Genomic DNA, 17,886 nt, shown 5'->3' with positions numbered 1-17,886 from the left:
GCGATGTTCGACGGTGACCGGGTGTCGTTCGGGATCACGCCCACCGGCTGGACGAACGACGACTTCCCCGAGATCGGCGACGACATCGCCTTCGAGCAGTGCGTGAGCGAGATGGCGCTCGCCGGCTTCGAGGGATGCAGCGTCGGCCACAAGTTCCCCGCCGACCCGGAGGTCCTGCGCCGGGCCCTCGGGCTGCGCGGCCTGCGCGTCTCCGAGCCGTGGGCCAGCACCTACTTCACGGCCGAGGGCATGCGCGAACGCACCCTGGCGACCTTCCGGGAGCAGCTGGACTTCATCCGCGCGGCCGGTGGCGACGAGATCGTCGTCGCCGAGCTGGCCGGCGCCGTCCACCAGCGTCCCGTCGCGCTGCGGGCGAACAAGCCGGTGTTCGACGACGCCGAGTGGGAGCTGCTGCTGGACGGCCTGGACGAGATCGGCGGCCTCGCGGCGGCGGCGGGCATGCGGCTCTGCTACCACCACCACATGGGCACCGGGGTGCAGACCCGGGCGGAGATCGAGCGGCTGCTCGCCGGGACCGACCCCGGCCGGGTGCTGCTGCTGCTCGACACGGGCCATCTGGCCTGGTCCGGGGACGATCCGCTCGCGCTCGCCCGCGACCACGTCCACCGCATCGGGCACGTCCACCTCAAGGACCTGCGCCAGGACGTGCTGGAACGGGCCCGCCGGGACGACCCCAGCTTCCGCGACGCCGTCCTCGCGGGGATCTTCACCGTCCCCGGGGACGGGATGACCGACTTCGAGCCGATCCTCCGGGCGCTCGACGACGGCGGCTACACCGGCTGGCTGGTCGTCGAGGCCGAGCAGGACCCCGCCAAGGCGGAACCGCTCGCCTACGCCAAGAAGGCCCGCGAGTACCTGCACGCCGTGACGGGACGCTGACGGACGGGACGCTGACGGACGGGACGCCGCCGGACGGGACGCCGCCGGACGGGGCGCCGTCCTCCCGGGAAAGGACGATCATGCAAGCACCTACTCTCGGCATCCACGCCCTGGTCTGGACGGGCGACTGGAACGAGGGCCGGGCCCGGTACGCCGCCGAGCGCACCCGGGCCTGCGGCTACGACCGCCTGGAGATCCCGCTGCTGGACAGCTGGCACATCGACGCCCCCTCGACCCGGCGCATCATGGCGGAACACGGCCTGGCCGTGACCGGCAACCTGTTCCACACCCGCGACACCGACATCACGAGCGAGGACCCCGCCGCCGTCGCCGCCGGGGAGCGGCGCCTCCGGCAGGGGGTCGAACTCGTCCGCGACATGGGCGGCGACCGCCTCTGCGGCACGATCTACAGCATGCTGGGCAAGTACGACCGGCCGCCCACGGCGCGGGGGCGCGCCCAGTCCGCCGAGGTGCTGCGCCGGACGGCCGACCTGGCGGCCGACGCGGGCGTCCGGCTGGGCCTGGAGACCTGCAACCGCTACGAGACCAATCTGGTGAACACGGCGGCGCAGGCGCTGGCCCTCGCCGAGGAGATCGACCGGCCCAACGTGGACGTCCACCTGGACACCTACCACCTGAACATCGAGGAGCCGGACACGGCGCACCCGGTGCTCGTGGCCGGCGACCGCCTCGGCTACGTGCACGTCGGCGAGAGCAACCGGGGCTACCTCGGGTCCGGCGACATCGACTTCGCCGGCTTCTTCCGCGCCCTGCACCGGGCGGGCTACACCGGCCCGATCATCTTCGAGTCCTTCTCCTCGGCGGTGATCGCCCCGGAGCTGTCCAACGCCCTCTGCATCTGGCGGGACCCGTGGGACGACTCCGACGACCTCGCCGGGCACGCGCAGCGCTTCATCACCGAGCAGCTGTACTCCGCCGCCCTGGAGTCGCCGCCGGCCGTGGCCGCGCACTCATAGGGAGACCACTCGTGAGGGAGACCACCATGAGCACCGACCCGACGAACCGTGCCGCGGCGTCCCCGGACGGGGTCCGCAACCTCTCCCTCCGGGTCGCCGCCGGCGACGAGGTCGTCACGCGGATCACCGCGTTCGCCGCCGAGAACTCCGTCGAGCACGGCTTCCTCGTGGCCATCGGCGGGTTCGACGAGTTCACGCTGGCCCGCTACGACATGCCGTCCGAGCGGTTCGTGGAGCTCCAGGTCCCCCACGAGCACGTCGAGGTGCTCAACGTGACCGGCCAGGTGGCGCTGGACGCCGAACCGCGGGTGCACCTCCACGCCGTGCTCGCGGGCCCCGACGGCAACGCCTTCGGCGGCCACCTGGTGCGCGCGGTGGCCCAACCCATGCTGCTGGTGTCGCTGACGGAGAGGCGGCCGTCATGAGCTACAAGGACATCGAGGACTACGGGCTGATCGGCGACCTGCACACCGTGGCCATGGTCGCCCGCGACGGCTCGATCGACTACCTGTGCCTGCCCGACTTCGACTCCCCCACCATCTTCGCGGCGCTCCTCGACGCCGAGGAGGGCGGCGCCTTCCAGATCGGCCCGGCCGGGGAGAAGGGGCGGCTCAGGCAGATCTACCTGCCCGACACCAACGTGCTGCTGACCCGGTTCCTGTCCGACGGCGGCGTCGCCGAGATCACCGACTTCATGCCGGTCGGCGAGATGCGCCACACGCACACCGTCGTGCGCCGGGTCACGGGCGTGAGCGGCCGGCTCCGGTTCCGGCTGCGCTGCGCGCCGAGGTTCGGCTACGCGCGGATCCCGCACAAGGCGTTCAGCAGCGACCGCGAGGTCCGCTTCGAGCCCGAGGGCGGCGGCGGGAAGGTGCTGCGCCTGCGGACCCCGGTCCCGCTGCGCGTCGAGGACGGGGACGCCGTGGGAGAGTTCGAGCTGGCCCGGGGCGACCGGCTCGACTTCGTCCTCGAGATGATCGGCCCCGACACGGCCTCCGTGACGGGCCGGCAGGGCTGGGTCGACCACGCCTTCCGGCACACGGTCGAGTTCTGGCGGGACTGGGTGGACCACGGCGCCTACCAGGGGCGCTGGCGGGAGATGGTGACCCGGTCGGCGCTGGCGCTGAAGCTGCTCACCTCCGAGGGGTACGGCTCGATCGCCGCCGCCGCGACCTTCGGCCTCCCGGAGCTCGTCGGCGGCGAGCGCAACTGGGACTACCGCTACTGCTGGATCCGCGACGCCTCGCTCACCGCCGCGATGCTGCTGCGGCTCGGCTTCACCGACGAACCCCGGCGCTTCATCGACTGGGTCACCCAGCGCTACCGCGAGTCGTCCGGGGACGGGCGGCTGCAGATCATGTACGGCATCGACGGGCGGCACGACCTGAGCGAGGAGACGCTGCCGAACCTGTCCGGCTACCGGGGCTCGACGCCCGTCCGGGTGGGCAACGGCGCGTACGACCAGCTGCAGCTCGACATCTACGGCGAGTTCCTCTACCTGGTCGACCTGTACGACCAGCGGGTCCAGCACGTCTCCCACGAGCTGTGGGAGCACCTGCGCAAGTCCGTCGACTGGGTCGCCGCCAACTGGGCCGAGCCCGACGAGGGGATCTGGGAGGTGCGGGGAGGCCGCCAGCAGTTCCTGTTCGGCCGGCTGATGTGCTGGGTCGCGCTCGACCGGGCGATCGCCGTCGCCGAGCGCAGGTCCCTGCCGGCGCCGATCGACCGCTGGCGGGAGGTGCGCGACCGCATCCACGCCAGCATGCACGAGGAGTTCTGGGACGAGCAGCTCGGGACGTTCGTCCAGCACCGCGGCAGCACCATCGTGGACGCCGCGGTGCTGCTGATGCCGATCACCGGGTTCATCTCCGCGCACGATCCCCGCTGGATGTCGACGCTGCGCGCGGTCGACGACCGCCTCGCCGACGACGCGCTCGTGTACCGCTACCGGACGGGGGACGGCGCCTCCGACGGGCTCACCGGCACCGAGGGCACCTTCTGCATGTGCTCGTTCTGGTACATCGACTCCCTCACCCGGTCCGGCGACCTGGAACGGGCCCGGCTCTCCTTCGAGAAGGTGCACTCCTACGCCAACCACCTCGGTCTCTTCGCCGAGGAGATGGACTCCGCCGGCCGGTACCTCGGCAACTTCCCGCAGGCGTTCAGCCATCTCGGCCTGGTCGGCGCCGCGCTGTCCCTGGACGAGGCGCTGTCGTCGGCGCCGCGCAAGCAGCTCATCGTCCCAGTTCCCGGATGACGTGCTCGGCGACGTCCGGCCGCACCGACAGATCGCCCTTGAACGGGTAGTTGAGCTCCACGATGAGGAACAGGTTGACGGCGATCACGATCGTCACCCCGGCCACCATGAGGTAGTGCAGGCGGGCGTTCTCCAGCCCGAAGACCAGGCAGAACGCGAGGGTCGCGGCACTGGAGATGATCACCGCGATCCACAGCAGCACGTCGAGGGAGCCGTCGGCGGCCTCGACCTCGAGCTCCTGGTGCTCGATACCGGCCTCCATGAGCCGGCGGGAGGCCTCCCAGACGAACGCCTCCTGGGTCTGGGTCGTCGGCCGGAGCCCCTCCATCTCGGTCTGCAGCCGCTCCAGCGCCCGCGGCGGCGCCTCGGCGCTCCCCTCACCGGGCGGCCACGAACCGATCACCGCGTTCTCGTAGGCGACCACGCGCGCGGTGATCCGCCGCTGCGCGTCCGGCCCCATGACCCGGCTCTGCTGGGCGATGGCCAGGAGCGTCAGGGCCTCCGAATGCGCCGCGGACTTCGCCTCGTTCCGGGCGTCGTGCAGATCGATCAGGATGAACCCGGCCGACACCGCGTAGATGACGCCGATGACCGCGAGGAGGAACCCGGCGACGTCGTTGTGCCGCCGCAGGCTCAGCACCGGGAAGCGGTGCCGGATGAGCGCCTGGAGCACGGTGACCAGCACGGGCAGGCCGACGATGATCAGCAGCCCGGTCACCCAGGTCGGCAGCGTGACCAGGATCGACGCCAACGGGAACAGCGCGTCGAAGGTAACGGCCGTGTCCACTGTCCCCCCTGCTGGTTCCCGGCCCGGGCCTGGGCGCGGGCCACGGTTCGCCCCCGTACCCCGGGTTAGGCACCGGCTGACGGGATACGTTCGCCATTGCGCTCCGTATCTGCGTTTTCACTTTATGTGGCGAAGGTGGCGGTGGGAAGATGAGGTCGGTCGTCAGACTCCTGCAGCCGTGCCTGCTGCTGCTTCTCAGCGAGCGGCCGGGGCACGGCTACGCGCTGATCGAGCACCTCCGCTCGTTCGGCCTGCTGCTCCAGGACGACCCCGGCGCCGTCTACCGGGCCCTGCGCGAACTGGAGCGCCGGGGACTGGTGGAGGCGCGCTGGGAGCCGAACCCGGCGGGCCCCGCCCGCAAGGTGTACAGCATCACCGGCCCCGGCCTCGCCGCGCTCACGGACTGGGCCCGCGACCTGGAGGCGCTGCGGAAGCTGCTCGACTCCTATATGAGCCGCTACCAGAGCCTCGCCTCAGCCTGGTTCGGTCACTCGTCCAGCCGCGGGCTGTGGGCGCCGTAGGGGAGATCGAGGTCCATGCCCGGTTCGCGCAGGTCGAGGAGGTTCTGGGTCTCCAGCATCAGGACGCCGGAGTCGGCGGGCCACAGCACCGCCCACAGCCAGTTGCCCATCGCCTCCCCGACGAAGACGGCCCGGTCGGCGCGGTCGGGCCCGGTCCCGACCGCCCACATGGGCACCGACCGCCCGCACGTCGCGGCCGGACCGCTGACGTCGAGCTTCACGTGCGGCGGGCTCCCGTTGAACGCCTCGCCGGGGTCGGAGCCGTCGAGCCCGGCGTAGTGGGCGCCGAGCCCGATGCCGGGCTCCTCGGCGATCAGCACAAGGTCGGCGGGGCCGCGCAGGAGCCCCGGCCCGGACACGGCGACGGCCGTCGCCCGCGCACCCGAACGGTCGTCCCCGACCGTGGCGAATCCCGTGACGAGCCAGGCCGGCGGAAGGGGCCAGGGCGTCCAGACGGGGACTCTCGCGTCGCGCAGCACGGCGGCCAGCCCGTCCGGGCCGGGACGTTTGGACGGCTGCCTCGGCAGTACGGCGCCGTGCACACCACAGGTCCAGTCGCTCGACCAGAGTCCCGGCGCGCGAAGCGGACCCGCGCAGCGCGGGCACATCGGCTCCGCCCTCATGATTACCCACCTTGCGCGGCGGCGTCCCCGATCGTCAAGTTCGGACAGGTAGCCGCATGGGAAAGGGGGGGACAAAATGGAGTCATGGGAATTCGTTGCGTCGGCGGGATCGTGCACGACGGCGACGGGCGGCTGCTCCTCGTCCGGCGCGGGCGCCCGCCGGGCGAGGGCCTGTGGTCCGTCCCGGGCGGACGGGTCGAGCCCGGCGAGGACGATCCGGCCGCGGTCGCGCGGGAGCTGAAGGAGGAGACCGGCCTGGACGTCGCCGTCGGCGCCCTGGCCGGGACGGTCGAACGCCCCGGCCCGGACGGCGTCGCCTACGAGATCCACGACTACACGGCCACCGTGACCGGCGGGACGCTCCGCGCGGGCGACGACGCGTCCGAGGCGCGCTGGGTGCGGCCGGACGACCTCGGCGACCTCCCCGTCACGCCGGGGCTCCTCGACGCGCTCGCGCTGTGGGGCGTCCTATGACACCGGGACCGGTCGCGAGTCCGGCGTGACCGGCACGCCGTCCCGCGCCGTGACCCGCTGGACCCGCATCCGGCGCGCCAGCCGCACGACCACCAGCGCGTAGAGCACCATCGGGACGACGTCCGCGAGCACCACCTGCCATGGGACGCTGCCCTGCTCCATGTCCAGCTTGCCGACCGCCGCCGGGAGCAGGAACGCCATCAGGTTGTTGAACACGTGCAGGGCGATGCCGGACTCCAGCCCGCCCGTCCGCACCGCCAGCCACGCCGCGATCGCACCGAACAGGAAGATGTCGAGGATGCCCCAGCTCGTGTAGCCGTGCCCGGCCGTGAAAAGCGCCGACCCGACGACGATGCCGGGCCACGGGGTGCGGAACACGGCGCTGAAGAACCGTCCGATCCCGCTCCCGGCGTTCTCCAGCGTGCAGGCGCCCACGGCCTGGAGCACCCAGCCGCGGAAGACGTACTCCTCCGCGGCCGCCTGGAACGGCACCAGCAGGACGATCACGATCGCGGGAGCCAGGAACGCGCCCCAGCCGACCCAGTGCTCGTCACCGCCGGACTGGTCGTCCATCGCGACGGCCGCCACGATCGACGTCCCGTACGACACGACGCAGAACATGACCGCCAGGCCGGAGCACGCCAGCATCCAGCGCCACCGCAGCCGGCCCGCGACCGACGACAGCGTGCCCGGCCGCCGCCGCTGGACCAGCCACGCCGCGCCCAGCGCCACCGGCAGGAACAGGGCGAGCGACCCCAGGTTGAACGCGAGGTCCGCCGTGTCGTTCCCGAAGATCGAGTCGGTGCCCGTCCCGGTGGGGTCCGGGACGTCGCCGGTGGCCGCCACCTTGACGACCATCCCGGCGAGCATCAGCAGGATCGCGGAACCCGTCCCCACGGCGATGATCGCCAGGCTTCCCACCAGCGGACGCCACCACCGGTGCGCCTCGTTCCGCGCCGCCTGGTGGAACGGCCTGCCCTCCGGCGGCTCCACCGGCCACCGCCGCTTGGCGGGCGGCGCGCCGTACGCGGGCCCGTAGGCTCCGGGCCCATAGGCACCGGACCCGTACTCCCACCCGCCCGGCTGCGCCGGCGATCCCTGCCAGTAGGGCATTCCAGGCGCGTACTCAGGAGCACCCCCGTACCCCTGAGCCTGCCCGTAAGGCTGCGGCATTCCGCCGTCGGGCCGCGGTGGGGCGGACGTCCGCTCGGGGTCGGGCGGAGCGAGGCGGCCGTGCGGCTCGGCAGGGGTGGAATCCGGGGGCGCCCAGCCGTTGGTCTCCCCTGGTTCTGACACGTCGACCCCTCCCGTGAACCCTTCGCGTACGTGGGACGAATCGTACGGGGCGTCAGTTCCCCGGCGGGTCGGAGCGCCGGGTGCGGGCCAGCCCGGCGGCGCGGCCCTTGGCGGCGATGACGAGCGCCATCTTGCGGGACGCCTCGTCGATCATCTCGTCGCCGAGCGTGGCGGCGCCGCGGCCCTCGCGCAGGGAGCGGTCGTAGGCGTCCAGGATCAGTTCGGCGCGGTCGTAGTCGTCCTGGGACGGGGAGAACACCGCGTTCCCCGCCTCGATCTGCGCCGGGTGCAGGACCCACTTGCCGTCGAAGCCGAGGGCGGCGGAGCGCCGCGCGACCCGCGTGAAGGCGTCCACATCGCGGACGTTGAAGTACGGCCCGTCGATGGCCTGCAGGTCGTGGGCGCGGGCGGCGATCAGGATCCGCATCAGGATGTGGTGGTAGGCGTCGCCCTCGGTGTAGCCGGGCGGCTGCTCGCCGACGACCAGGGTCTTCATGTTGAGGGACGCCATGAGGTCGCCCGGCCCGAGCACCAGGGCCTCCAGCCGGGGCGAGGACGCGGCGATCGCGTCGATGTTCGTCAGGCCCCGGGCGTCCTCGATCTGGGCCTCGATGGCGATGCGGCCCACCGGCAGGTCGACCGCCCGCTCGATCTGGGTGAGGAGCCGGTCGAGCCACTGGACGTGGGTGGCGTCCGACACCTTCGGCAGCATGATCGCGTCCAGGTTCGCGCCGGCGCCCTCGACAACCTCGATCACGTCCCGGTAGGCCCAGCGGGTCTCCACGTCGTTGACGCGCACCACCCGCGTCCTGCCCGACCAGCCGCCCTCGTTGAGCGCGGCGGCGACGGTCTCGCGGGCGTCCTCCTTGGCGGACGGCGCGACGGCGTCCTCCAGGTCGAGGAAGATCTCGTCGGCGGGCAGGCCCCGCGCCTTCTCGATGAAGCGCGGATTGCTGCCCGGGACGGCGAGGGTGGTACGTCGAGAGCGCATGGCCCGGATGCTATCCAGCGGGTGTGAGACCCTTCGGGCATGGGTCTGAACAGGGCGCTGGTGGAGGAGGCGGCCAAGAAGTCGGGGCTGCTGTGGCTGGACCTGCCCGGCCTGCCGCAGCCGCGGGCCGCCTGGCACGTGTGGCACGACGGCTCCGCGTACGTGCTGACCGGCGGCGAGGGCGAGCAGCCGCTGCCGGGGCTGGCCGAGTCAGCGCACGTGCCGGTGATCCTGCGCAGCAAGGACAAGGGCGGCCGGCTCGTCGCGTTCATCGCCGACGTCGAGGTGGTCGAGCCGGGAACCGAGCAGTGGGACGCCGTGACCCCGGTCCTCGCCAAGGAGCGCCTCAACGCCCGCACCCACGAGGAGCAGGTGGAGACGTGGGCGACCGAGTCGTGGATCGTCCGGCTGACCCCGGCGGACGAGATCGCCGGGGCGGCGGACGGGTACGCGGCCGTCCGCCCGGTGCCGACCCCGGCGACGACCGCCGGCGCCCCGCCCCGCATGTACGGCGGGAAGCGCCGGCAGGTCGACCGGTAGCTACATCGGGAGCCGGCGGCCCTCCGCGACGGCGCGCAGCTTGTCCGGGTTGGCGACCAGGTGGACCGTCTGGACCTGCCCGGCCGGGTCGATGTCGACCGTGAAGACGGTGATCGGGCCGTCCGGGCCGTCCACCACGACGGCCGGCTCGCCGTTCATCTCGACGCGCCGGAACCGCATGTCGGCGGGGGCGACGCCCGCGTACGTCACGCCGCGGATCCCGCCGAGGAAGCGGCCCACCTTGTCGGCGCCCAAGATCACCCGGCGCGGCGCGCGGACCTTGCCGCCGCCGTCCGACCACAGCGCGACGTCGGGGGCGAGGACCTCCATGAGCCGGTTGATGTCGCCGCCGAGGACCGCGTCGAGGAACCGCTCGGTCGCGGCGCGCCGCTCGGCGCCGTCCGCCTCGAAGCGGGGGCGCCGCGCCTCCACGTGCTTGCGGGCGCGGGTCCCGACCTGCCGCACGGACGCCTCCGACCGGTCCAGCGCCTTCGCGATCTCCGCGAACGGGTAGCCGAAGACCTCCTTGAGGACGAAGACGGCCCGTTCGAGCGGACTCAGCGTCTCCAGGACGACCAGCATCGCCATCGACACCGACTCCGACAGCTCGGCGTCCTCGGCGACGTCCGGGGACGTCAGCATCGGCTCCGGCAGCCACGGCCCGACATAGGTCTCGCGCCGGACCTGCGCGGACCGCAGCCGGTCGAGCGCGACGTTGGTGGTGATCCGGACGAGGTACGCCTTCGGGTCGGCCACGCCGGACCGGTCCCCCGCGGACCAGCGCAGCCAGGCGTCCTGCACGGCGTCCTCGGCATCGGCCGCCGTGCCGAGCATCCGGTAGGCCACCGCGAACAGCAGGTTGCGGTGCTCCTCGAAGGGTTCAACGGACTCGTCCATGGTTGTTCAGCCTCGCATGCCGGGATGCCCATCAAAACATCACTTCTCACAACGAGGCACCCACCCTGAATGTGACATCTCCGGTCATTCCGCGCGCATGGTCCCCCGGCACACCCGCATGCTCTCGTCCTCTGAAAAAGGAACACCAATGGCCCGAATTGCGGTCGGGCCGATTTTCGGGGGCTGAAGAGGGGCGGAACCGGGGCGGGTCCGGATCAAGGGGGCGATCATGGGTAGTGTCCCGTCCATGAGCGCAGCTCCGACACGGGTGTTCATCGCCCGGCTGGCGGGCATCGCGGTGTTCGACCCGGCCGGGGACCAGGTGGGCAGGGTCCGCGATGTCGTGGTCGCGCTGCGGCTGGCGCCGCGCCCGCCGCGGGTGCTCGGGCTCGTGGTGGAGGTCGCGTCCAGGCGGGCGGTGTTCCTGCCGATCACCCGGGTGACGGTGATCGAGGCGGACGCGATCATCTTCGACGGGCGGCTGAACATGCGGCGTTTCCAGAAGCGCGAGTCGGAGACGCTGGTCATCGCGGAGATGCTCGACCGGACGGTCCGGTTCTCAGGCGACGGTGAGCCGGTCTCCGTCGTGGACGTGGCGATGGAGCCCACCCGCACCCGGGACTGGCTGGTCGCGAAGGTCGCCGTCAGCCGCCGAACCGGCCGCGGGCTGCGCAAGCGCGGGGAGAGCATGATCGTCGACTGGGACGCCGTGGAGGGGTTCTCCGCGGTCGAGCACGGCCAGGGCGCCGCCGGGCTGATCGCCGCGTTCGGCCAGATGAAGGCCGCCGACCTCGCCAACATCGTGCACGAGCTGCCGTCGAAGCGGCGCACCGAGGTCGCGGCGGCGCTCGACGACGAGCGGCTCGCCGACGTCCTGGAGGAGCTGCCCGAGGACGACCAGGTCGAGATCCTCGGCAAGCTCGGCGTGGATCGGGCCGCCGACGTCCTGGAGGCCATGGGCCCCGACGACGCCGCCGACCTGCTCGGGGAGCTGCCCACCGAGCAGCGGGAGCGGCTGCTGACGCTGATGGAGCCGCAGGACGCCGCGCCGGTGCGGCGGCTGCTCACCTACCCCGACCACTCGGCGGGCGGGCTGATGACCACCGACCCGGTGATCGTCCCGCCGGACGCGACGGTCGCCGAGGCGCTCGCGCTGATCCGCAACCCCGACCTGAACCCGGCGCTGGCCGCGCAGGTGTACGTGTGCCGGCCGCCGACCGCGACGCCGACCGGCCAGTACCTCGGCACGGTGCACTTCCAGAAGCTGCTGCGCGAGCCGCCGCCGACGCTCGTCAGCGGCATCGTGGACGCGGAGCTGGACCCGCTGCGCCCCACCATGTCGCTGGAGGCCGTCGCGATGTTCCTGGCCACCTACAACCTCGTCGCGGGCGCCGTCGTGGACGACAACGGCCATCTGCTCGGCGCCGTGACGATCGACGACGTGCTCGACCACCTGCTGCCCGAGGACTGGCGGGAGGCCGTGATGGACACCGCCGCCGAGGAGTCCGCGGATCCCGAGGAAGAGGCACTCCGGGGGACCACATGATGATGACGACACGCCCGATGACCGCGCGCCTGGACCAGCCGAGGGAGATCCGCCGCACGCTGCTGCCGCGGATCCACTACGACCCCGAGTCGTTCGGTCGGCTGTCGGAGCGGATCGCGCGGTTCCTCGGCACGGCCAGGTTCATCGTCTACATGACCGGGTTCATCGCGGTGTGGCTGATCTGGAACGTGTTCGCCCCGTCGTTCCTGCGGTGGGACCCGTACCCGTTCATCTTCCTGACGCTGATCCTGTCGCTCCAGGCGTCCTACGCCGCGCCGCTGATCCTGCTCGCGCAGAACCGGCAGGATGACCGGGACCGCGTCCAGTACGAGCAGGACCGGGCGCGGGGCGATCGCAGCATCGCCGACACCGAGTACCTGACGCGGGAGATCGCCGGGTTGCGGGTGGCGCTCAACGAGGTCGTCACCCGCGACTTCCTGCGCTCGGAGCTCCAGCAGATCATCAGGGACCTGGACGCGAAGGAGCACGTCCCCTAGGTGTACTGCCCAGGGACGTCGGCCAATCTGGTGATGGGTGGTTCGCCGCCGCCGTGTTCAGACGGGGAGCCGCTCGTCGGCGAGCTTGTCGAGGATGTGCCCGAGAGTGCGCAGGTCGGACTCGTCCAGCCGGCTGAGCATGTGGTCCTGGACGCCCTGCCGGTAGGTGGGGACGGCGTCGGCGAGCCGGTCCCGGCCGGCGGCGGTCAGCGCGGCGTACAGGCCGCGCGCGTCGTCCGCGCAGGACTGCCGGACGACCAGCCCGTCGCGCTGCAGCCGGTCGACGAGCCGGGTCAGCCCGCTGCGCGACAGCAGGACGCGGTCGGCGAGGTCGTTCATCCGCAGCCGCCCGCCCGCCGCCTCGCCGAGGTGCATCAGCACCTCGTAGGCCCCGAGCGCGAGGCCGTGCCGGGCCAGCAGGTCGGCCTGCAGGCGGCGGGAGAGCTGCGCCTGCGCCCGCAGCATGGTCCGCCAGACGACCAGCTCCGCGGCCGTGAGGGTACCGTCGGTCACCGAACCGATGTTACGGCCGCGGGGTCGTCCGCGCGATGGAGACGCACGCGACATGTGAGGACGGACACCCTGATTAACGGGTACGGCCTCGGGGTTCATACCATGGGAGGCATGGCCTCCCAGTTGACGACCGAGCGGGTGACCGAGGCTCTCGCCACGGTGAACGATCCAGAGATCCACAAGCCCATCACCGAGCTCGACATGGTCAAGAGCGTCGACATCGCCTCGGACGGCACCGTCCGTGTCGGCGTCTACCTGACCGTGGCGGGGTGTCCGATGAAGGACACCATTACCAAACGCGTCACGGAGGCCGTCTCCAAACTCGACGGGGTCGCCTCCGTCCAGGTCGACCTCGACGTGATGAGCGAGGAGCAGCGCAAGGACCTGCAGACCAAGCTCCGCGGCGGGCAGGCCGCCAAGGAGATCCCGTTCGCCAAGCCCAACTCGCTGACCAAGGTGTACGCGGTGGCGAGCGGCAAGGGCGGCGTCGGCAAGTCGTCGGTGACCGTGAACCTCGCCGCCGCGCTGGCCGCGCAGGGCCGCAAGGTCGGGGTCGTGGACGCCGACATCTACGGCCACTCGGTGCCGCGGATGCTGGGCGTCAAGAACGCCCCCACCAAGGTCGAGGACATGATCCTGCCGCCGACGGCGCACGACGTGAGCGTGATCTCCGTCGGCATGTTCACCGCCGGGAACCAGCCGGTCGTGTGGCGCGGGCCGATGCTGCACCGCGCGCTCCAGCAGTTCCTCTCGGACGTGTACTGGGGCGACCTCGACATCCTGCTGATGGACCTGCCGCCCGGCACCGGCGACATCGCGATCTCCGTCGCGCAGCTGCTGCCGTCCGCGGAGATCCTCGTCGTCACCACCCCGCAGCAGGCCGCCGCCGAGGTGGCCGAGCGGGCGGGCGCGATCGCCGCGCAGACGCACCAGCAGGTCGTCGGCGTGATCGAGAACATGTCCTACCTGTCGTGCCCGCACTGCGGCGAGCAGCAGTTCATCTTCGGCGAGGGCGGCGGCCAGACGGTCGCGGACGCGCTCACGAAGACGCTCGGGACCCGCGTCCCCATGCTCGGCCAGGTGCAGATCGACCCGCGGCTCCGCGAGGGCGGCGACAACGGCGTCCCGCTGGTCCTGTCGGACCCCGACGCCGGCGCCGCGAAGGAACTGCGCACCATCGCCGACAAGCTGGCCGGCCGCAGCCGCGGCCTCGCCGGCATGTCCCTCGGCATCAGCCCGAAGGGGAGGTAGGTCCCCGCGACCGCCGGAAGGGCCGGGCAGCCGGAGGGCGCCCGGCCCTGACGGGTTCGAGGTCTGACCGGGGGTTCCAGGGAGTCGAGCCCCTGGGCTAAGTGGCCTCGTTGTCGAACGGGGGGCGCTCGCCGGTTTCGAGGCCGCCGGCCATGGTCGCGTAGGAGGGCTCGTCGTCGAAGAGGCCCGTGCCGTTCTTGGCCGGGTAGGTGTCGTCGTCGTCCAGCAGGTGCTTGCGGACGAACGTCTTGGGGTTGAGGTCGTTCAGATCGAAGTCCTTGAACTCCGGCCCGAGGCCCTCCTGAAGGTCCGCCTTGGCGCTGTCGGCCATCTGCCGGAACTGCCGCAGCATGCGTCCGGCCTGCCCGGCGACCTGCGGCAGCTTGTCGCCGAAGATGACCAGGGCGAGGACGACGAGCACCGCCATCTCACCGAGTCCGACGTCGAACAACCCGTCCTCCACAAGCCGTCGGGGGCCGGTCCGCCCGGACCGGCCCCCTCAGCGTATCCCGAGCCCGGACGAACCGGACCTGCACGTCCTGCCGTCTAGTCGGCGCCCAAGGTCACCTGGGCCGTGCTCTCCTTGCCGTCGCGCTCGTAGGTCAGCTTGATCCGGTCGCCGGGGGCGCGGCTGCGGATCTGCGCGATCAGGTCGGTGGCGTCCTCGATCGGCTTGTCGTCGATCTTGGTGATGACGTCGCCGGGCTTCAGCCCCGCCTTGTCCGCCGGGCCGCCCTTGATCACCGGGTCCTGCCCGTTGACCTGCTGCGACATGATCTTGGCGCCGCCGTCCTGGTAGCGCGGATCCGGGAACACGCCGAGCTTGGCCTGCCGGACGGTGCCGCTGCGGATGATCTCCTCGGCGACCCGCTTGCCCTGGTTGATCGGGATCGCGAAGCCGAGGCCGATGCTGCCGCTCTGCTGCTCGCCGCCGAGCGACTGGCCGCCGAGCGTCGCGATCGCGGTGTTGATGCCGATGACGCGGCCGCTCGCGTCCACCAGCGGACCGCCCGAGTTGCCGGGGTTGATCGCCGCGTCGGTCTGGATCGCGTTCAGGTAGGACGCGTCGCCGCCGCCCTCGCCCTGCGTGGGCACGGCCCGGTTCAGCGAGCTGACGATGCCGGTGGTGACCGAGCCCTGCAGGCCGAGCGGCGAGCCGATCGCGATCACCGGGTCACCGACGGCGATCTTGGCGGAGTCGCCGAGCGGCAGCGCCGGCAGCGAGTGCCGGCCCGCCGGCTTGAGGACGGCGACGTCCGAGCTCGGGTCGGCGCCCTTGACGGTCGCGGGCAGCGTCTTCTTGTCGTTGAAGACGATCTGGATCTGCCCGCCGCCCGCGCCCGCGACGACATGGTTGTTGGTGATGACGTAGCCGCCGTTGACGATGAAGCCGGTCCCGCCGACCTCGCCCTGCGCGGACTGCACGCGGATCATCACGACGCTCGGCAGCACCCGCTGCGCGACCCCGGCGACGGAGTCCGGCGGGCGGTTCTGCACCTTGGCGTCGCTGCCGCTGCCGCCGCCGAGGCTCACCGAGCCGCCGCCGCCGTCGCCGTTGGTGGCGATCACGCCGATCCCGGCGCCGAGCGCCCCGGCCACCAGCGCGACGATCAGCGCGATGACGGCGAGCAGCCCGAGGCCGGGCCCGCCGCGCGAGGACGGCGGCATCGCCGGCACGGGAGCCCAGTTGGGCCCGGTGCCGCCGGGCGGCATCCCGTAGCCCGACATCGGGCGGGGACCGGGACCGCCGGGCGGCGGTCCCAGCGGCGCGGGCGGCGGCGCCAGCGGCGGCCGGGCGCCCGCGGGCGGCGGACCCTGGTGGGACTGGTGCGGCCAGCCGCCGGGCGGGCCGCCCTGCGCGGCGCGCGGGTCGTGGTTGTGCGGGACGAACCCGGGCCGCGGGCGGTCGTCGTCCGCGCCGGGCTTGTCGAGCGGCACGGGCGGCGGGGGCTGCGGCATGTCGTGCGGCCGGACGTCCTGCAGCGGCACCTCCTGCGGCCCCATGTCAGCGGCGCCGCGGGAGAACACGTCCTCGCTGGTGTCCGGCAGGCCCCCGAGCGAGTCCGGCGGGGCGAACCCGCCGGCCACCAGCCGGTCGCCGTCCGCCGCGCCGGGGGCGGGCTCCGGGTCGTCCGCCGGCTCGGGACCGTCCACCGGCGGAGCCGCCGGGATCTCCTGGTCGGTCACCGTCTCGGGAGGAGCCGCCGCCTCCTGCCGCTCAGGCTCCCGGCCGGAGGCGACCTCGTCGTCCTCCGAAGGCGCCCTGACCGGCCCGCGGTTGTCTTCCGTCATCCCCATCTCTCCTACCGAGCATGGTCCTCGTCATCCGTGCTCATGCTGCCCCGAAAGGCATGTGGCGAGCATAAGACCTGAATTCAATGGGCTCATCCCGGGTCAGTCGAACGGATTCACCGACGAGGTGAGGCGCCGCGCACCGCGGGAGACGCGCGTCCAGAACGGTTCGGTGCCGTGCGGCATGTTCACCGCGACCGCCTCCGCCGTGCTCTGCGGGGCGTCGGTCAGAACGGTGTAGACGTAGCCGTGCGCGGCGGACACGGCCCAGCGCCGCAGCGCCTCGCGCCGGTACACCGTCCGGCCCCGGCGGAAGGTCTTCTGCCAGCCGGCCATGCCGCGCTCGTCGAGGCTGCCGCGCTGCACGAACACCGACACGGCGGCGAGGCCGTCGGAGTAGGTGAGGTGGACGGCGCCGCCGCCCCGCTCGCGGCGCGCGTCGTAGAGGGTGAGCCGGCCGGGCAGGTCCTTCGGGACGGGCCAGCCGCGGTCGCGCAGCCCGGCGATCCCGGCACGGTCCAGCCGCTCGCCCCACGCGCTCCCGGCGCCCTCGACGGGCCCGCCCGCGCTGGACCCGGGGAAGCGCAGCAGCCCGCCCCGGGGCTGGCCGAGCACGGCGTGCTCCGCCGGCGGCATGGTGAAGCTGATCTCGCTGAACCCGGTGACGACCACCGGCCGCCCGGTGGCGTCGATCAGCTCCCGGTGCAGCATCAGCCCGGTCTCGCGGTCGATCCAGAAGCGCCCGGCGGGGCTGCCGTCCGGCCGGCGGGCCTCGACGACGCGCGCCCGCCGCCCGCAGACCGCCGCGTCCTCGGCGCGCACCACCGAGTAGTTGCGGGTCAGCAGGGCGAGGGTCTCCGGGGTCAGGCCGGTGGTGTCCCCGGCGGCCGGCTCGGGCCGGTACCCCGCCCCGCTCGCTCCGGACCGGTAGCGGATGCCCTCGCCGGGCCGGTGGGCCACGCTGACGCGGGACGTGGCGGACCGGCTGCGGTCCCACGTGGTGAGGAAGTGGCGCCCCTCGTACGGGACGCGCTGGGCGGCCTCGGCGGCGGCCCGCAGCAGCCCCACGGCGCCGGGGTCGCTGCGGACGCGGCGGACGGCGGCCGGATCGCCCGACAGCAGCCCGGCGACCGCGAGCACCCCCGCGATCCCGCCGGCCAGGACGGCGCACCGCCGCCCGCGCCCGCCGCACCGTTCGAGGAGGGACGGCCCCCCGGGCCTCCCGAAGCGCCTCCGGCGCCGTCCCTCGCCGGTCGCGGCCGGTGCGGTCACGGCCCCGGGGAGACCTGGACCTGGTAGACCGGGTCGGTGAGCGGGTCGGTCAGCGGCGCGTCCCCTGAGGTCAGCGCGTGCTCGACGGCGAACCGGTCGAAGGCGGGCGTGACGGTCGGCGCGTCCTGCCGGCCGCCCGCGGCGTAGGAGGCGGTGCCGAGGCCGATGACGAGCGTGGCGGCGCCGACGACGAGTGCGCGGCGCCGCGGGTGGACCTGTACGGCGGCCGCGTGCCCGGCCGGCCGGGCACGC

General features: G+C 72.8%; 19 protein-coding genes and 1 pseudogene. 10 read left to right on the top strand and 10 right to left on the bottom strand.

Translation table 11 applies throughout. From position 1 onward, the window contains the following. Positions 1-3 precede the first annotated feature (3 nt). The 4 genes from iolE to AL2_RS12125 all read left to right on the top strand — a co-directional run bounded on the left by iolE (position 4) and on the right by AL2_RS12125 (position 4,134). Complete coding sequence (iolE, locus tag AL2_RS12140) at positions 4-900, top strand: myo-inosose-2 dehydratase (RefSeq protein ID WP_067633171.1); 897 nt, start codon at positions 4-6, stop codon at positions 898-900. Between the two features lie 80 nt (positions 901-980). Further along, complete coding sequence (locus AL2_RS12135) at positions 981-1,877, top strand: sugar phosphate isomerase/epimerase family protein (RefSeq protein ID WP_067633169.1); 897 nt, start codon at positions 981-983, stop codon at positions 1,875-1,877. Positions 1,878-1,903: 26 nt separating this feature from the next. Then, positions 1,904-2,302: a PPC domain-containing DNA-binding protein gene (locus AL2_RS12130; RefSeq protein ID WP_067633167.1), complete on the top strand. Its 399-nt coding sequence runs from the start codon at positions 1,904-1,906 to the stop codon at positions 2,300-2,302. After that, positions 2,299-4,134 carry a glycoside hydrolase family 15 protein gene (locus AL2_RS12125; RefSeq protein WP_067633165.1) on the top strand — a complete coding sequence of 612 codons (1,836 nt, stop codon included), beginning with the start codon at positions 2,299-2,301 and terminating at the stop codon, positions 4,132-4,134. Before AL2_RS12130 ends, AL2_RS12125 begins: the two co-directional genes overlap by 4 nt. Here the strand turns inward: AL2_RS12125 and AL2_RS12120 are convergent. Then, positions 4,112-4,921 (bottom strand): bestrophin-like domain, encoded by an 810-nt coding sequence (locus AL2_RS12120; RefSeq protein ID WP_067633164.1) that lies wholly within the window; start codon positions 4,919-4,921, stop codon positions 4,112-4,114. The genes AL2_RS12125 and AL2_RS12120 overlap by 23 nt on opposite strands. A gap of 149 nt (positions 4,922-5,070) precedes the next feature. On the opposite strand from AL2_RS12120, the gene AL2_RS12115 reads away from it, so the two are divergent. Next, positions 5,071-5,442 (top strand): helix-turn-helix transcriptional regulator, encoded by a 372-nt coding sequence (locus AL2_RS12115; protein ID WP_067633162.1) that lies wholly within the window; start codon positions 5,071-5,073, stop codon positions 5,440-5,442. On the opposite strand, the gene AL2_RS12110 is transcribed toward AL2_RS12115, so the two are convergent. Next, complete coding sequence (locus tag AL2_RS12110; protein WP_067633160.1) at positions 5,409-6,065, bottom strand: DUF6758 family protein; 657 nt, start codon at positions 6,063-6,065, stop codon at positions 5,409-5,411. The genes AL2_RS12115 and AL2_RS12110 overlap by 34 nt on opposite strands. An 84-nt stretch (positions 6,066-6,149) precedes the next feature. Between AL2_RS12110 and AL2_RS12105 the strand changes: the two genes are divergently transcribed. Then, positions 6,150-6,539 (top strand): NUDIX hydrolase, encoded by a 390-nt coding sequence (locus AL2_RS12105; RefSeq protein WP_067633158.1) that lies wholly within the window; start codon positions 6,150-6,152, stop codon positions 6,537-6,539. On the opposite strand, the gene AL2_RS12100 is transcribed toward AL2_RS12105, so the two are convergent. Then, positions 6,534-7,652, bottom strand: coding sequence for a CPBP family intramembrane glutamic endopeptidase (locus AL2_RS12100; RefSeq protein WP_083946441.1), 1,119 nt, complete (start codon positions 7,650-7,652; stop codon positions 6,534-6,536). The genes AL2_RS12105 and AL2_RS12100 overlap by 6 nt on opposite strands. Positions 7,653-7,887: 235 nt before the next feature. Then, positions 7,888-8,826 carry an HpcH/HpaI aldolase/citrate lyase family protein gene (locus tag AL2_RS12095; protein WP_067633156.1) on the bottom strand — a complete coding sequence of 313 codons (939 nt, stop codon included), beginning with the start codon at positions 8,824-8,826 and terminating at the stop codon, positions 7,888-7,890. Between the two features lie 39 nt (positions 8,827-8,865). Between AL2_RS12095 and AL2_RS12090 the strand changes: the two genes are divergently transcribed. After that, the gene (locus tag AL2_RS12090) at positions 8,866-9,366 is read left to right on the top strand and encodes a hypothetical protein (protein ID WP_067633154.1); all 501 of its coding nucleotides are present in this window, start codon (positions 8,866-8,868) and stop codon (positions 9,364-9,366) included. Here the strand turns inward: AL2_RS12090 and AL2_RS12085 are convergent, their stop codons facing one another. Beyond that, a complete protein-coding gene (locus AL2_RS12085) occupies positions 9,367-10,263 on the bottom strand; it encodes an RNA polymerase sigma-70 factor (protein WP_067633151.1) in 897 nt (298 codons plus the stop codon). 247 nt (positions 10,264-10,510) lie between these two features. Between AL2_RS12085 and AL2_RS12080 the strand changes: the two genes are divergently transcribed. After that, a complete protein-coding gene (locus AL2_RS12080) occupies positions 10,511-11,809 on the top strand; it encodes a magnesium transporter MgtE N-terminal domain-containing protein (protein ID WP_067633149.1) in 1,299 nt (432 codons plus the stop codon). Between the two features lie 17 nt (positions 11,810-11,826). Beyond that, positions 11,827-12,306: a DUF1003 domain-containing protein gene (locus AL2_RS12075; protein WP_210748431.1), complete on the top strand. Its 480-nt coding sequence runs from the start codon at positions 11,827-11,829 to the stop codon at positions 12,304-12,306. A 57-nt stretch (positions 12,307-12,363) separates the two neighbouring features. Here the strand turns inward: AL2_RS12075 and AL2_RS12070 are convergent, their stop codons facing one another. Further along, positions 12,364-12,819 carry a MarR family winged helix-turn-helix transcriptional regulator gene (locus AL2_RS12070; protein ID WP_245666573.1) on the bottom strand — a complete coding sequence of 152 codons (456 nt, stop codon included), beginning with the start codon at positions 12,817-12,819 and terminating at the stop codon, positions 12,364-12,366. A gap of 111 nt (positions 12,820-12,930) precedes the next feature. On the opposite strand from AL2_RS12070, the gene AL2_RS12065 reads away from it, so the two are divergent. After that, a complete protein-coding gene (locus AL2_RS12065; RefSeq protein ID WP_067633145.1) occupies positions 12,931-14,070 on the top strand; it encodes an Mrp/NBP35 family ATP-binding protein in 1,140 nt (379 codons plus the stop codon). A 97-nt stretch (positions 14,071-14,167) separates the two neighbouring features. Here the strand turns inward: AL2_RS12065 and AL2_RS12060 are convergent, their stop codons facing one another. The 4 genes and pseudogenes from AL2_RS12060 to AL2_RS38030 form a co-directional block, all read right to left on the bottom strand. Further along, a complete protein-coding gene (locus tag AL2_RS12060) occupies positions 14,168-14,521 on the bottom strand; it encodes a sec-independent translocase (protein ID WP_067633143.1) in 354 nt (117 codons plus the stop codon). A 95-nt stretch (positions 14,522-14,616) separates the two neighbouring features. Continuing rightward, entirely contained in the window at positions 14,617-16,362 is a 1,746-nt protein-coding gene (locus AL2_RS12055; protein WP_083946439.1) for a trypsin-like peptidase domain-containing protein, read from the bottom strand. Positions 16,363-16,464: 102 nt separating this feature from the next. Next, positions 16,465-17,634, bottom strand: a complete 1,170-nt coding sequence (locus tag AL2_RS12050; RefSeq protein WP_083946438.1) for a sigma-E factor regulatory protein RseB domain-containing protein — start codon at positions 17,632-17,634, stop codon at positions 16,465-16,467. Next, positions 17,631-17,886, bottom strand: a pseudogene (locus AL2_RS38030) (hypothetical protein); the annotation flags it as partial. The pseudogene AL2_RS38030 and the gene AL2_RS12050, both read right to left, overlap by 4 nt.

This window comes from Actinomadura latina NBRC 106108, from assembly GCF_001552195.1.
Taxonomy (GTDB): domain Bacteria; phylum Actinomycetota; class Actinomycetes; order Streptosporangiales; family Streptosporangiaceae; genus Spirillospora; species Spirillospora latina.
Note: the sequence above shows the minus strand (reverse complement) of the source record. Positions and strands in the feature narration are given on the sequence as shown.

Bases quoted from the DNA above. Each gene is read 5' to 3' on its own strand.
- iolE (WP_067633171.1), top strand. From the start codon at position 4: ATGTTCGACGGTGACCGGGTGTCGTTCGGGATCACGCCCACCGGCTGG.
- AL2_RS12135 (WP_067633169.1), top strand. From the start codon at position 981: ATGCAAGCACCTACTCTCGGCATCCACGCCCTGGTCTGGACGGGCGAC.
- AL2_RS12130 (WP_067633167.1), top strand. From the start codon at position 1,904: ATGAGCACCGACCCGACGAACCGTGCCGCGGCGTCCCCGGACGGGGTC.
- AL2_RS12125 (WP_067633165.1), top strand. From the start codon at position 2,299: ATGAGCTACAAGGACATCGAGGACTACGGGCTGATCGGCGACCTGCAC.
- AL2_RS12115 (WP_067633162.1), top strand. From the start codon at position 5,071: ATGAGGTCGGTCGTCAGACTCCTGCAGCCGTGCCTGCTGCTGCTTCTC.
- AL2_RS12110 (WP_067633160.1), bottom strand. From the start codon at position 6,065: ATGAGGGCGGAGCCGATGTGCCCGCGCTGCGCGGGTCCGCTTCGCGCG.
- AL2_RS12105 (WP_067633158.1), top strand. From the start codon at position 6,150: ATGGGAATTCGTTGCGTCGGCGGGATCGTGCACGACGGCGACGGGCGG.
- AL2_RS12100 (WP_083946441.1), bottom strand. From the start codon at position 7,652: ATGCCCTACTGGCAGGGATCGCCGGCGCAGCCGGGCGGGTGGGAGTAC.
- AL2_RS12095 (WP_067633156.1), bottom strand. From the start codon at position 8,826: ATGCGCTCTCGACGTACCACCCTCGCCGTCCCGGGCAGCAATCCGCGC.
- AL2_RS12090 (WP_067633154.1), top strand. From the start codon at position 8,866: ATGGGTCTGAACAGGGCGCTGGTGGAGGAGGCGGCCAAGAAGTCGGGG.
- AL2_RS12085 (WP_067633151.1), bottom strand. From the start codon at position 10,263: ATGGACGAGTCCGTTGAACCCTTCGAGGAGCACCGCAACCTGCTGTTC.
- AL2_RS12080 (WP_067633149.1), top strand. From the start codon at position 10,511: ATGAGCGCAGCTCCGACACGGGTGTTCATCGCCCGGCTGGCGGGCATC.
- AL2_RS12075 (WP_210748431.1), top strand. From the start codon at position 11,827: ATGACCGCGCGCCTGGACCAGCCGAGGGAGATCCGCCGCACGCTGCTG.
- AL2_RS12065 (WP_067633145.1), top strand. From the start codon at position 12,931: ATGGCCTCCCAGTTGACGACCGAGCGGGTGACCGAGGCTCTCGCCACG.
- AL2_RS12055 (WP_083946439.1), bottom strand. From the start codon at position 16,362: ATGACGGAAGACAACCGCGGGCCGGTCAGGGCGCCTTCGGAGGACGAC.